This is a genomic window from Paenibacillus gansuensis, assembly GCF_042684925.1.
GTDB lineage: Bacteria > Bacillota > Bacilli > Paenibacillales > DY6 > Paenibacillus_N > Paenibacillus_N gansuensis.
Window position 1 is genome coordinate 38,682 of sequence record NZ_JBHUME010000020.1, and the last position, 12,813, is coordinate 51,494.

At 50.0% G+C, this 12,813-nt stretch carries 13 protein-coding genes and 1 riboswitch; of the genes, 8 read left to right on the forward strand and 5 right to left on the reverse strand.

Features of this window, described 5'->3' with window-relative positions:
- Positions 1 to 16: 16 nt before the first annotated feature.
- Both ACFSUF_RS24780 and ACFSUF_RS24785 read right to left on the reverse strand, forming a co-directional pair.
- Positions 17 to 1,405: a DUF2252 domain-containing protein gene (locus tag ACFSUF_RS24780; RefSeq protein ID WP_377607699.1), complete on the reverse strand. Its 1,389-nt coding sequence runs from the start codon at positions 1,403 to 1,405 to the stop codon at positions 17 to 19.
- 44 nt (positions 1,406 to 1,449) lie between these two features.
- Positions 1,450 to 1,962, reverse strand: a complete 513-nt coding sequence (locus tag ACFSUF_RS24785) for a GNAT family N-acetyltransferase (RefSeq protein ID WP_377607701.1) — start codon at positions 1,960 to 1,962, stop codon at positions 1,450 to 1,452.
- 235 nt (positions 1,963 to 2,197) lie between these two features.
- Positions 2,198 to 2,293, forward strand: a riboswitch (cyclic di-GMP riboswitch).
- Positions 2,294 to 2,397: 104 nt separating this feature from the next.
- Here ACFSUF_RS24785 and ACFSUF_RS24790 point away from each other — a divergent pair.
- Entirely contained in the window at positions 2,398 to 3,084 is a 687-nt protein-coding gene (locus ACFSUF_RS24790) for a PilZ domain-containing protein (RefSeq protein WP_377607703.1), read from the forward strand.
- A 112-nt stretch (positions 3,085 to 3,196) separates the two neighbouring features.
- Here the strand turns inward: ACFSUF_RS24790 and ACFSUF_RS24795 are convergent, their stop codons facing one another.
- Positions 3,197 to 3,751 carry a DNA-3-methyladenine glycosylase gene (locus ACFSUF_RS24795; RefSeq protein WP_377607705.1) on the reverse strand — a complete coding sequence of 185 codons (555 nt, stop codon included), beginning with the start codon at positions 3,749 to 3,751 and terminating at the stop codon, positions 3,197 to 3,199.
- A 193-nt stretch (positions 3,752 to 3,944) separates the two neighbouring features.
- Here ACFSUF_RS24795 and ACFSUF_RS24800 point away from each other — a divergent pair, with 193 nt between their 5' ends.
- The 3 genes from ACFSUF_RS24800 to ACFSUF_RS24810 all read left to right on the forward strand — a co-directional run bounded on the left by ACFSUF_RS24800 (position 3,945) and on the right by ACFSUF_RS24810 (position 9,163).
- The gene (locus ACFSUF_RS24800; RefSeq protein WP_377607707.1) at positions 3,945 to 6,617 is read left to right on the forward strand and encodes a LamG-like jellyroll fold domain-containing protein; all 2,673 of its coding nucleotides are present in this window, start codon (positions 3,945 to 3,947) and stop codon (positions 6,615 to 6,617) included.
- A gap of 116 nt (positions 6,618 to 6,733) precedes the next feature.
- Positions 6,734 to 8,725 (forward strand): O-antigen ligase family protein, encoded by a 1,992-nt coding sequence (locus ACFSUF_RS24805; protein WP_377607709.1) that lies wholly within the window; start codon positions 6,734 to 6,736, stop codon positions 8,723 to 8,725.
- 84 nt (positions 8,726 to 8,809) lie between these two features.
- Positions 8,810 to 9,163 carry a hypothetical protein gene (locus ACFSUF_RS24810; protein ID WP_377607711.1) on the forward strand — a complete coding sequence of 118 codons (354 nt, stop codon included), beginning with the start codon at positions 8,810 to 8,812 and terminating at the stop codon, positions 9,161 to 9,163.
- A gap of 58 nt (positions 9,164 to 9,221) precedes the next feature.
- Here ACFSUF_RS24810 and ACFSUF_RS24815 read toward each other — a convergent pair whose 3' ends face one another.
- Positions 9,222 to 9,536 (reverse strand): dehydrogenase, encoded by a 315-nt coding sequence (locus ACFSUF_RS24815; RefSeq protein WP_377607713.1) that lies wholly within the window; start codon positions 9,534 to 9,536, stop codon positions 9,222 to 9,224.
- 70 nt (positions 9,537 to 9,606) lie between these two features.
- Entirely contained in the window at positions 9,607 to 10,068 is a 462-nt protein-coding gene (locus ACFSUF_RS24820) for a cupredoxin domain-containing protein (protein WP_377607715.1), read from the reverse strand.
- 118 nt (positions 10,069 to 10,186) lie between these two features.
- Here ACFSUF_RS24820 and ACFSUF_RS24825 point away from each other — a divergent pair, with 118 nt between their 5' ends.
- From ACFSUF_RS24825 to ACFSUF_RS24840, 4 genes are all read left to right on the forward strand, one after another.
- A complete protein-coding gene (locus tag ACFSUF_RS24825; protein WP_377607717.1) occupies positions 10,187 to 10,780 on the forward strand; it encodes a DedA family protein in 594 nt (197 codons plus the stop codon).
- 22 nt (positions 10,781 to 10,802) lie between these two features.
- Positions 10,803 to 11,369 (forward strand): thioredoxin family protein, encoded by a 567-nt coding sequence (locus tag ACFSUF_RS24830; protein ID WP_377607719.1) that lies wholly within the window; start codon positions 10,803 to 10,805, stop codon positions 11,367 to 11,369.
- A gap of 3 nt (positions 11,370 to 11,372) precedes the next feature.
- Positions 11,373 to 12,008 carry an MBL fold metallo-hydrolase gene (locus ACFSUF_RS24835; RefSeq protein ID WP_377607721.1) on the forward strand — a complete coding sequence of 212 codons (636 nt, stop codon included), beginning with the start codon at positions 11,373 to 11,375 and terminating at the stop codon, positions 12,006 to 12,008.
- Positions 12,009 to 12,085: 77 nt separating this feature from the next.
- On the forward strand, positions 12,086 to 12,676 hold the full coding sequence (locus ACFSUF_RS24840; RefSeq protein ID WP_377607723.1) for a GNAT family N-acetyltransferase: 591 nt from the start codon (positions 12,086 to 12,088) through the stop codon (positions 12,674 to 12,676).
- Positions 12,677 to 12,813 lie beyond the last annotated feature (137 nt).

Consider the following 12,813-nt stretch of genomic DNA (forward strand, 5'->3'; position numbering starts at 1 on the left):
GCCCTTCGTTGTTGATTCAGGTAATCGGGATCTGATCCGCGTTCCCAGCCGCTTCTTCATTCCCGCTCACCAGGCCCTCCTCACGGATCCAGCTGCAGAACATCTCGTAGTCGCTGTTTGCCTGCTTCGCATAAGTGATTGCTGCAAAGGAAAGCTGGCTGATGAAAGCATCGGAGTCGCTGCCAATGGCGCGGACGATCTCCTCTTCGCTGTGATAGGGCAGAAGCGCCTTTTCTACATCCCTGTCAGCTCTGGCATGCATTTTGGCGGTGATTCGTCCCATTTGCTTCACAGTCGAAACCAGATCGTCCACCGTCTCCAGCTGGTCGATTTTCAGCCGCTTTTTGAAAGGGGAACGTTCTCTTACATAATAATGATCGCCGTTCAGCGTAAAGTAACCCAAATAAGGATCTGCTTTATGATGCATCGAGCGCTGGGTAGTAATGACCCGTTTTCCCTGATGAGGGAACTGCTCCCAGAACGATTCGCTATGGGGGAGGAAATAAGCGGGAACCGGTGCGCGAACCTCTTTGGCTTCCAGCACCAGGTCATCCAGAGCCGTACGCTCCATTCCGCCTTCCACCAGCACGTAGTAGCGGTCCAAACCAATGGAAGCCGTCCCGGACGCATGCTTCACCACAACATCCTTTATCTTGTAAAATCCCTCTCCCCGCGCACCGGCTTCTTCCAAAGTTCCAACGTACTCAAACCAAGCCGATTCCAACAGTTTACGCTGCTTCGGTTTCAATGGCTCCAGTTCCGAGGTGCTGTTAAATCTGCGCCGCTGACCGCTCATGGAAGTAACGTCCTCCAGAAGATGAGACGCGCTTCGTTTATTTACTTTGCGCAGCAGTTTACGAAGCAAACCGCTTGATTGCTCTTCCGTAAAGTTCATACGGGCCGCGTCATCCCTGCCGTCTGCAAACCTGCGGATCTGCTTGTAGTACGCCTTAAGGTAGCCCTCTACCGCTTCCCGCGCGTCGGATTCGCCGAAATGTCTCATTTGGGCGATAAGTACAATGCTGACCGCCATCCGAAGCAGATCATATACGTACGAGCCGAGGTAACCCTCATCAAAATCGTTGACATCATAGACCATCTGTCCGTCTTCATTTCGGAACGCGCCGAAATTCTCAAAATGAAGATCCCCCTGAATCCATACCGGACGGTCTTCCGGAGTATGGAAGGGGAACGGAATCCGCGTAACGTCATAGTAAAACAAATAAGCGCTTCCCCGGAAGAATCGGAAAACGCTTTGAGCCATTTTAGCGTATTTCTCCGAACGGTTGGAAGGCTCCAGCTTCATGATGTCCCGGTCAAATTCATTTAAAATGGCGCTGATCGTATCGGTCCTCAAACGGTGATGGGTATGTTTAATGCGTTCAGGCGAGTATAAGCTTTTCAACAGGCATGACTCCTTTATGGCACGAATAGGTTGTAAATTACTTCCTATTTTACCACATTCCATTCCTCGGCAGGAGCACGAAATGCAAAATCCACCACGACCTCTACCGGCATCATCGACAGCTCGTAAATACTTCTATGCTTACCGGGGCCGTAATAATTCACTTCCAAATGGCTGTGCTGAAATCCGAAAGACTGAAGCGCACGAATGGAAGCCAGGTTCGTATCGCTTACCGTCACCTGGACGCGGCGAAGCCGGGGGAACTGAGAAAGTGCCTGCAGCCTCGCTTCGATAAACCGCTTGCCGATTCCCTGGCCCTGAAACTCCTTGGCTACATTGTTGAACAGCAGCCAGCCGGTCGTCTGATACATGTCTATTCCCGCGCAGCAGAATCCAACGAGGCGGCCATGGAGCGTTGCCTTGAAAATCAGCCCTGGGTACAGTTCAAAATATTTCTTCAATTCATGCTGATTCATTCTTTCAGGCAGGGTTAAGTCCGCTAATTGGATCATATCAAGAAAATCTTCCCTGTTGGCTTGGCTGATAACCGCTTCCATGGTGAGCTCCTCCTTGGATGTATGCATATACAATCTATTAACCAACTGTACCACCCTATTGTTAAGGCGAAACGCCAATGATATTAAATTATTGTAACGGATGCTGTCAAAACGGATCGAGGGATGCTTAAGGTCCTATGAAACAGGGTCTTATGAACTAAAAAACTTGGTGAAATCTATTGCATCATCTGTAAAAAAAAGGTATAGTAAAATCAACCAAATAATTTCGAATGTATTCGACAAATGGCAAACTTATCGAAAGATAAGGACGCAAAGCCGAGGGTCTAAGGAATGAATGCAATATTCATGCTATGGCAGCCTGGTTACCGAAAATCCTTTCTACAGCCATAGGCGGTATCTATTCAAGAGGATGCGGTCTTTTTTGTTGTAATTCAGGAGAATACAGGGGCGTGGAGGAAAGGAGCGGGTAAGGAAATGAGCGCAGGCTTTGCCTCAAAGAAGACAAATTATCAATCGGAGATCGCTGCCTCGGTTCTATTGGATTGCAAAACAGTAGTGGAGAAAGATGATTTTGTATCCACAGGTGTATTAACATATGCGGAAGGCGATATCGTAGAAGTGGAGATCGCTGAATATAAGCTGTTCAAGCTGGGAAGTCCGGTGAAGCTGACGATTTATTCCCCGGCGGGTATCCATGTGTTTCATTCCACGGTGATTGCCAGGCATAACGGCGCTATTATGGTGATCAACCCTCCGGAGAATAAGAGAAAATTCAGGGACAAACGGGAGAGCCCGAGGGTTCCGGCTGACCGGAAGGGGCATTTCAAGTCCCCGCACGAGTCTACGCTATTCTCCAAGGGGGAACCGGTTGCTTTGCAGCTGAAGAATGTCAGCTTAAGCGGTATGGGGCTCACCGTGTTCGATTACGACCGCCTTCCCGCAGGCACCCGCTTGGACCTTACCCTGGATATCGGGTTCACCTTGGAGTGCCCGGTAGAAGTGGTCCGGTGCGAGCCTTTGCAACAAGGCTTTTATTACGGCGTACAGCTGCTGGACCTAACACCGGAGCAGTCGCAGGGACTTAGAGCTTTTATTTTGCGGAGTCAGGCGGAAACGTATTTCAAAACCAAGGAAGTAGAACGGGATAAGAGGGAAGAGTAACCGGGCTGGTGCCCGGAATACATCGAACAGAAGTTTTTGCTTAAGATTAAGGAACGTTCAGCAAAGACCCTGCTGCTTTTGCCTTGTATCTATAGCGAGTGCTAACACCGCGTTAACGTGCCACAAAGCGCCAAGGCAGTTCGCGCGCCTTGGTGATGCCGATCCGGCCGGTCTCTTCTATGGAGACCGGCTTTTCTGTTTCGGGCGGCCACAGTTCCAGGCCGCCCTCCCCGGGGCTGAACAGATCGTACCCGTTGAACGAGAGGTCGATCGCCAGCCCTTTGGTCAGCTTGCCGGGGCCGTTCAGCAGCTGCGCATCGGGGACCCCAGGACGATTGGCCCGGACCAGGTCGAGCCCTTCCACGACCTCGGCTCCGCGCAGAAGTACAGCGCCCGGTTCGCCTTCCCCTTCCGTCGTAATGTTCATGCAGTAATGCATGCCATACGATAAATACACATACACGATGCCAGCTTGGCCGAACATAAGCCGGTTGCGGGGCGTCACTCCGCGGTGGGCGTGGCTCGCCGCATCGTCGGGACCGCGGTACGCCTCCGTTTCCGTTAAGCGTACAACAATACGGCCGCTATCGGTTGTCCTTACAAGCCGGCAGCCTAGTAGTTGCTTGGCTGCCTCCACAGTATGTCTCTGCAGAAATGTGCGTTCCATAGAAAGTCCTCTCCTTTTTGCAGTAGTCCTTGTGCCCTAGATTTGTATGTCATTAGTATTGTCAAAATTCTATAAAATGTGACAAAAATACTATGTTCATTAGAAGCTCTCTGCTAGAATAGAAACGAATAAGTAAAAATTTCCACTGCGGTGTGGAATCTCGCCTGATTCAGGCAAGGGAGGATTTTTAATCATGAATTATACTCCGTACTTTAAACATAAGGTGAAGGAAATATCCGTTATCGCTTTACTCGCTGCAGGAGGATACCTTCTGCCGGAGGGCGATACTGCGCAGGCGGCTTTATCGGCTGCAGATCAGGATCGGCCTATTTTGTTAATGCCTGCTCGTACAACAGTGACGGATCAAGTGCGGCCCGAGGTTCTCTTTCGCGCTCCTGCCGGCACCATGATTGTTCTTAAAGAGAACGGGATTGAGCTCGGAAGAGGCCAAGGTAACAACTCCGGGATTGTATCGATAACCTTTGCCCGTGATTTACCGGAAGGAGCCCACAACCTGACTGCAGAGCTTACGTATGGGGAAACTGCCGCTGTCGTTGCGCTTCCGCCGGTCATCGTGGACTCGGATAAAGTGTTCGATATCAGGGACATCGCGAAGCTCATGAAAGCACCGGGAGCCGATACATATGATTATAACCAAGATGGGCGTAAGGGAACGAAAGAGGACTTTAAGTTTCTTTTGGGAAATGTCCAACCTGCGAAGGTAAATGCGCCTATTGGCGATTTAACTGTGTTGGCTGCCGCGTCTACTCCGGAGTCCGTTTCTCTGCTGTTTTCTGCTCTGCAAAGCGGGAATGTGAAGCTGCTTCAGTCCGAAGATCAGGGACTGACTTGGAAAGAGGCGGTCCTAACCAAGCCTTTGAATGAACAATCTCAATTGGCTTTGGTAACCGGGCTGAAACCGTCAACGGCTTATCAGTTCAAGCTGCAGGTAAACGCGGGGGTTCGCCAAGGCGAGTCCAACACGGTGTCGGCGCTCACGCAGCCTCCTGCAACGGTTGAAGCTTCGCTGCCTCCAAGCGCTGATCATATCTTTATCTACCCCGCTCTTGGCAAGGTGAAAGTAGACGGATTGTCCTCGGGCGATACGGTGAAAATCTACGATCCATCAGGAGAGCTAGTTGCCTCCAAAACGGTTGAAGCATCAAGCAGTGAGGTATCATATGTTGTTTTTGAACAGGTGCCGATAGAGAATAAAGTAGGCAAGTTCGGGTTCACGGTTACTTCCCCCGGCAGAGCTGAAAGTGCCCGGACTGTTAAGTATTTTATGAAGAGCCCGGTTATAGAAGTGACGGAAGAAGGTCTGGTTGTAACGGGTGCAGTGCCTGATTCCAGTATATATTTGTATAAATACGCTAGTACTAACCTTCCGCCTGTAAAAGTTCAATACGCAGATCAGGATGTAGTTGTGACAGCCGATTCGGAAGGACACGCATTCTTCCCGGCTGAAAAGCTGTCTCAAGGAAACTATACAGTCAAGGCGCACATGGTTTATGAAGGCAGCCATGTTGAGAGTGAGTTTGCCCCGCAGAGAGCATGGGAAATGCCGCTGCATTCACGTTCCTTTGCGAGAGCAGAAGGCAAGCATATTCTGCTGCCTGACAGTAATGTAGATGTCGGATCGTATACTTTAGAGGCATGGATCAAACCTGACTCTTTCGGTTGGAAAGAAGGAATTATCAGTAAATACCAAACCAGCAGGGAACCTTCATTTACTTTGCGTACCAGCGATGGTCCGCCAACTTTGGATGGGTTTAATCACATTAATTTTGCAATCAATGATACCTTTCAACTTAACTCTGTCCGTACATTAGAAACGGGAAAATGGTATCACATTGCCGCTGTTTATAAAGTAGGTCAGAACGAAATGCAGAACGAAATGCGGTTATATATCAATGGGGAGCTTGATTCTTCCTTAGCTGGAGTTGTAAGCTCAACCAATGCATCTAACATTACAATCGGCTCGGATTTCCAAGAACGTTATTTTGACGGCATGATCGGTGAGGTGCGTATTTGGAAGACGGCACGTACGTCCGAAGATATTGTGTCCGATATGACAAATCATAGCAGTAGGCACATCGATAGCGATCTTGCTGGATATTGGAGTTTCTCGGATGAAACGAATCCTGGAAAAGATACTTCAGGAAATGGATATCACGGTATTCTTACCACTGAGCATCAGCTGTCCCTAATCGAGGACTTCGGTGACGAGTTGTACACTAAGGGGATAGAAGGGCCTTTAGGAAACGGGTTTACGACGCTTCCGTCCTACACAGAAGAAGAGTTGCCTGAAGGTACCATTCTGAAATACAAAAACGTTACTTCCAATGAAGTGCCAAGACTTTTCGTAGGCAGTAAACTTGACGATGATTTCATAGAGTACAAAGATAAGATAGAGGCTGCTAATGATGATAGAATTGCTTTCGCTGCTGTAACGCCAACCGGTGAAATCGTAAGATATGGTTGGAGAACGGCGCTTGTATTGGGGAGTGATGGTGTAGTCTTTTATAAAGACCCTTCTACGATTCTTGAAAATTACCAGGAGTTTATTAAGGATTCTGAAGACACCAAGACCTACTACTTTAAAGCATATGCCGAGGGTAGGCCCATGGACCGTGACTTTACAGTAAGGATCTATAAGTTGGCTTACGATGGTGAGGGAGAGACAGAAGTAGAAGTAGAGGGTGCTATTATCAGTGCGGTCTTAAGTGATCCGGACAAGCATCTATACAAATTCGATATTGATGCGGATTTGTTAGAAGAAGGCATCTGGCAAGTTCAAATATTGGATCAAGATGAACCCCTTGATAATGAGTTATACTTGTTTATTGGTCTGCCATCGGTATAACGCCTATAGTGAAACAAACCTGCCTATCCTTGTACAGGCAGGTTTTTTCTTTCGTATGCAGAACTTAACACATACCTGATTCACAATCGATTCCAACTAACCGGGAGGCCTGACTAGTGCAAACCCGCAACGCGCTGTTTCTCGTGTTCCTGATTACTCTGCTGGCGGCGGCTGCGTTTCGCCGCGGGCTCTTTTTTGACCGCGATGGGTATGCCTTGCAAATCGTCATATTCTTGTCTGCAGGGGCGGCGTTGATCTATAGCCTAAAAAGCCGCAGGCCGCTGTTTCCAGCCCTAACCTGGGCTCTTCTGCCATTAGGTATGGCCGTGTTGTATGCGCTGAAGCTGGGCTATCATCCGGCATCGGCAGGCGCTACGATAAATGAACTGCTCAGGTGGACTTTTTACGGCTGCTTTCTCTGGCTGGCTGCACTCTATGGGCAAAGGCCGCGAGGCAGGGAGGCCATGAACTGGTTGCTGCCTTGGGTTGGAATCTTTGTTACAGGAGGAGCCTGGCTCGGGTTCTATGGAGTTTTGGACTTCCCGAACATCGTCGTTTATACAGATGACAGACGGTTATCTGAAGCAGGCTTTCGTTTGTCTGGATTTTTTCAATATGCGAATATGCTGGCTGCCGTGCTGAGTGCGCTCTTTCTCTTTCATACCGCCAAGCTTTCAGCTTTGCGCTGCTATGGATGGAAGCTGTGGCTTCTGGCTCTGCCCCAAGTCCCGTACGTAACCGCATTATTGCTTACAGAATCCAGAGGGGGCTGGATCGCGGCAGCGGCTGGTTGGATCATCGGCCTCATGTGTACCCCAGCGAGAGATAAAATCAGATACGCGATGTTCTCTCTGCTGCCTGCTGTCTGCGCGGCTGTAGCCTATCGGGAAATACTGCGGGAGATGCAGATGGATATGCTGTATCCCGGGCTTCCTCTGCTCTTATCGGTAACCCTCGCCTATTCCGCAGCCGCTGTACTAGGCACTTTGCGTGTCACAGCAAAGCCCCAAAGCAAGCCCCTGATCCTTACAAGCATCTTATTGATCGGCCTGGTCCTCTTTGCAGCCATTGTTCCGGACAGCACGGTACAACGTGCAGGAGGCCATTATGAAACTGCTGCTGCGCGTAAGCTTTTTTACTTGGATGCATGGACGATGCTGCAGGAATCGCCTTGGACCGGAGGCGGAGGGAACACCTGGGCGAACAAATACACCCGCTTTCAACAGCAGCCTTATGTAGGGACGGAGGTGCATAGCGGATATATTGATATCTTGCTAGATTTGGGTTGGACAGGCTTCCTTTTTTTCATAGGAATGCTGTTCTATTTCCTCTATCGGATAGTCCGCCGGTCTCTCTGGCTTGCGGCCCCTGCTGTCGTGCTCCTGTTACACGCTGCAATAGATTTTGACATGTCATTTGGCTTTTACTGGCTGTTCCTGTTTAGCATGGTCGCTATCGGGGGAACCGATGTGATTGCCAAGCCATCTGAATTCAGGAATCATCCCGCCTCGGCCAAAGCAAACGTCCTGATCGGCCTGCTCCTTATAGGAATCACTGCAGCAGGGGTCTACAGCGTCAGGTTTGAGGCGGGGCAAGTTGCTCTCACCTCCGCAAACCCTGGGGAGGGGAGCCGTTTCACAGCTTTGCGTTACAATCCCTATGATACGGCCAACCGGCTGCGTCTTGCTGAAAGGATGCCGCTGGAACAAGGTTTGCGCCTGCTCTACGACGGACTAAGCTATGAACCGGACCGCGTCTCCTTGCTTTGGAAAGCGGGGACGATGCAGGCACAACTTCACCGCTGGCATGAGGCCGTTCCGCTGCTCTCCCGTGCTGTTGAACTCGACAGATATGATACACAGAAACAGGAGGAATACATTCAACTTTTATATCAAGGGGCGCTTCAATTAAGAAGCAGGGGAGACGAAGAGCAGGCGAGGCAGCTCGCGCAGGCCGCGGTCCGTTCTTACCTCCAATATGAAACATTGGCCAAAGCACTGAGTGAACTCCCAAACCCGGCCAACGGAAGAAAATTCCACCTTACCCAGCAAGCCAGTTTCTTGGCGGAACAATGCGCATCGGTGTTCGGAATCCCGCTGCATAATTAGGTTGTTTCTTCACAAAGTTCATCCAATCATAGGTCTCCCTTTTAGCATACGGTAATTGGAAATGCATAAAAGGAGTGACTGTCGATGAAGCAACCTAAACCTTTATTAAAAGCCGGCGTATCAGGCGGACGTGTACTGGCGCGCAGACAAGTATCCGCGAAAACGGCCGGTAAAATATTTTCCCGTCTGGTCATCGTGTGGCTGCAAAGCAATGGAGTGCCATTCAATACAACAGGTTTCCGTGCCAGGTTAATCCGCCAGAGCACAGGCCAGGTTGTAGCTACCACAAGCTTCGATCGATACGGAGCAGCCAGGTTCAGCACGATCTCAACCCTGACACAAGTCAGATATAGAGTCCAGCTGCTGGATAACAACGGCACCGTGTTTAGAACACGACAAATCCCTGCCGGCGTTGAAGTTTTCGGGGTCATCGGGTAATACAAATGCCAGCAGCTTGAAACAGTAAAAGGACCGTCCCCAAAGGGCGGTCCTTTGCTTAGCCTCCGAACGATTCCCGGAACGCTTTCGAAAGCTGATCGGCAGGAACGTCCCAAAGCCCGGCAAGCTCCTGACACACATTCTCGTCCCACCAATCGGCCAACATCTTCCGGTTGCTGCTGTGTTCGTGAATCCAGAGCAGATTCAACATAACTTTCTTATAATACAACGTTTCCCCTTCCGCAAGCTTGTCGGCAGGGATGTACGTCTTCAGCCGCTTCACGGCACGGTATAATTCTTTACTGCATGCCCTGCGGATTTTTCTGGCCGTCGGCAGGCCCCCCGCTTGATGTTTCACCTGGTTGTACTGCATGAAATTCACCGCTCCTCTCTACAACACCTTATGCAGAGATAGGGCGTCAGGCTACTTTATCCGGCTCTCTTTAATCCACGATAATGTAACCGATCATGGGGGCGGTACGGCCGTTTTCGGGATGCGTCAAACAGACAATGCGGTAAGTGCCTTCCTGTTCGGTCTGAAAGCGGACGACGGTCTCTTTGCCTTTTCGGACCTCGCTTCTAATGTTCGTTCCCTCGATGATAAAAGGGTGGCTTCCGCCGTTCACCCCGTAAAACGAAAGATTCACCGGCTCGCCCTGACCTACATATATCGTGCCAGGGTGGAAGGTATAAGCTTCGATTTCTTTTCCGTCAGCCCCGGTTGACTTATACTCTCCTGTAACGATGTGAATCGTGCGCTCGGCGGCGCCTGTTTCGGAAGCTGCAGGCTGTAATGCGCTTGTGGTGTTATGGAGGTTCAAATACAGCGTGGCGGCAACCACCATCAGCCCGGCGATGAGCACCAGCTGCAGCTGCCTTTTGGTTACAACGAAGAAATTGGACATCGGCCATGCCTCCTCAATCGTTCAACTCCTACCGGAGTCTGTGATACAACATGTCTATGCAAAGGCTTGTCACCATATGTTAGAATAAAGTGGATTACATATAGAAAGTGGGAGAGGCATGTCTGGTATCGTTCATGATTTATTGCAATGGGTTGAGAGCTTAGGGTATTGGGGAATTATGCTGGGCCTCATGATTGAAGTCATTCCGAGTGAAATTGTGCTGGCTTTCGGCGGATATCTCGTATCCCAAGGGGAAATTTCTTTCCTGGGGGCCGTGATTTTCGGAACGATCGGCGGTGTCATCGCCCAAATTTTCGTGTACTGGATCGGGCGCTACGGCGGCAGGCCTTTTCTTGAGAAATACGGGAAATATATTTTTATTAACAAAAAGCAGATCGACATGTCGGAAGAATGGTTTGAACGATATGGAACGGTGGTCGTTTTCACAGCCCGGTTCATTCCGGTCGTAAGGCACGCGATTTCGATCCCTGCAGGGATTGCCAAAATGCCTTTGGGCAAGTTTACCCTGCTCACGACTGCAGCTGTGATTCCATGGTCCATTTTGTTTGTATACTTAGGGGATACACTGGGCTCAAACTGGGAACATGTGGATGAGAAGGCGGGACAATACGTACAGCCCGCTCTTATAGCGGCTGTTGTGCTGCTGGCGGTCTATTTTGCAGTAAAATATGTTCGCAGAAATAAAAAATAACACCGGTTAAGGAGTGTCACAAATGAGCAAATCTGTAGGGTCTCAGCTGAATACAGGATTAAAGCCGCAGCAATTTATCGATGGGATGACGAAGAATAAGGAAGCTTTTCAGGACTGGTATGACCGTTTCGCTTGGGAATCGGAGGAAGACAAGGAATTTTTTGAATCGCTGAACAACCGTGACGATCTTCGCTGCCTGATCCTCGCTGCCGACTGGTGCGGGGATGTCGTGCGCAATATTCCTGTCGTGTTCCGTGCGTTGGAGAATTCAGGGATTCCGGTGGAAGTGCTGATTATGGAAGACAACCTGGAAACGATGGACCGGTTCCTTACGTTCGGCGGACGGAGTATCCCGATTGTTATTTTTGCGGATACAGGCGGTTATGTGCTCGGGCAGTGGGGCCCGCGTCCTGCGCATGTTCAAGCGGTGATGGCTGAATTCAAAAAAACCGATCCGGATCGTGAAGCCCCGGATTATCAGGACAAAATGGCGGCTGTTCGTGCCGAAATTATGAAGCAATACGGAGAGGGCACAGGCTACCAAAGCGTGATCGTAAAAGAGCTGCGGGACCTGTTGGCATCGTTCTGATTTATGGCACAGTTGAACATCGAGAGCTTTTCGCTGGGCGCTTTCCAGACGAATGCCTATTTGTTGACGGATCCGGATGGCAAGAGGGGCTTTATTATCGATCCGGGCATGAGCCCGAAACCTCTGCTGAAACGGATTGAGAACGTGGAGATCGAGGCGATTGTGCTTACTCATGCCCATCTCGATCATATCGGCGGGGTGGATGAAATCCGCAAGTGGAAGAACTGCCCTGTGTATCTGCACGATGCGGAAGCCGACTGGCTGACGGATCCGAAGCTGAACGGTTCGGCCCGTTGGCCGGATCTCGGCGGCCCGATAGTAACCGAACCGGCTGAATACGCGCTGGACGACGGGATGACACTGAAACTGCTCGGTGAGAAGTTCCGCGTATTCCATACGCCCGGCCATTCACCTGGAAGCTGCAGTTTGCTGTACGACAATAAGCACTTGTTCGGCGGTGACGTGCTTTTTAAAATGTCTATCGGCCGGACCGACCTGACCGGGGGCAGCGAACGGGAGCTTTACAACAGCATCCGCAGCAAGCTCTATACTTTACAAGATGATGTAATCGTGTATCCGGGACATGGACCCAGAACGACGATCGGTTATGAGAAACAGAACAATCCATATGTAAGGTGATACAATTGACGCAATTTAAATAAAGCGGGCGGGGGGAGCGATCTTCCCGTTTTTGTCTATAGAGGGGAGTTACATGTATGCCTCATATCGTTGGTGACCGGATTCTGCTAAGGGAATACCGGAAGGAAGACTTCCCGTTTATCCGCAAGTGGGTTAATGATGAACGGATCGTTGGGGCGCTGTCGGATGTCTTTGATTATCCGCATACCGTACATGCGACTGAGAGCTTCCTGAATTCAATGCTGGACGGAACCTCGAGCATCAAAGGCTTTATTATTGCCCATAAGGATACGGAAGCTTACATAGGGCAGATCGACCTGCATTTCGTGGATTGGAAAAACCGTGTAGCAGAGCTGGGAATTGTGATCGGGGATATGGAAATGCACGGCAAGGGATACGGCCGGGAAGCGATTCGCCTCCTGCAAAGGTTCGTCTTTCGGACATTGAATCTGAACAGGCTGCAGCTGCAGGTCTATGATTATAATGACAAAGCTTACCGTTCCTACCTTAACGCAGGCTTCAAAGAAGAAGGAAGACTGAGGCAGCGCCTATTTAAAGACGGGCAATACCGGGACGTGATTTATATGGGAATTCTCAGGGATGAATATTTGCAATTTGAGGAACGTCAGTTGAAAGGTTCAACAGAGGAGAATTCTACAGAGGATTAGGATCTATACATTAGGCCGTTCCGAAAGTATTCGGAAACGGCCTTTTTGTGCATTCAAGTCTCCTTTATCCATGCTCGCCCTTAGCCATTGCGGACCGGGCGTAACCGGAACCGGTATGGGCATGGAAAATAAGGGAT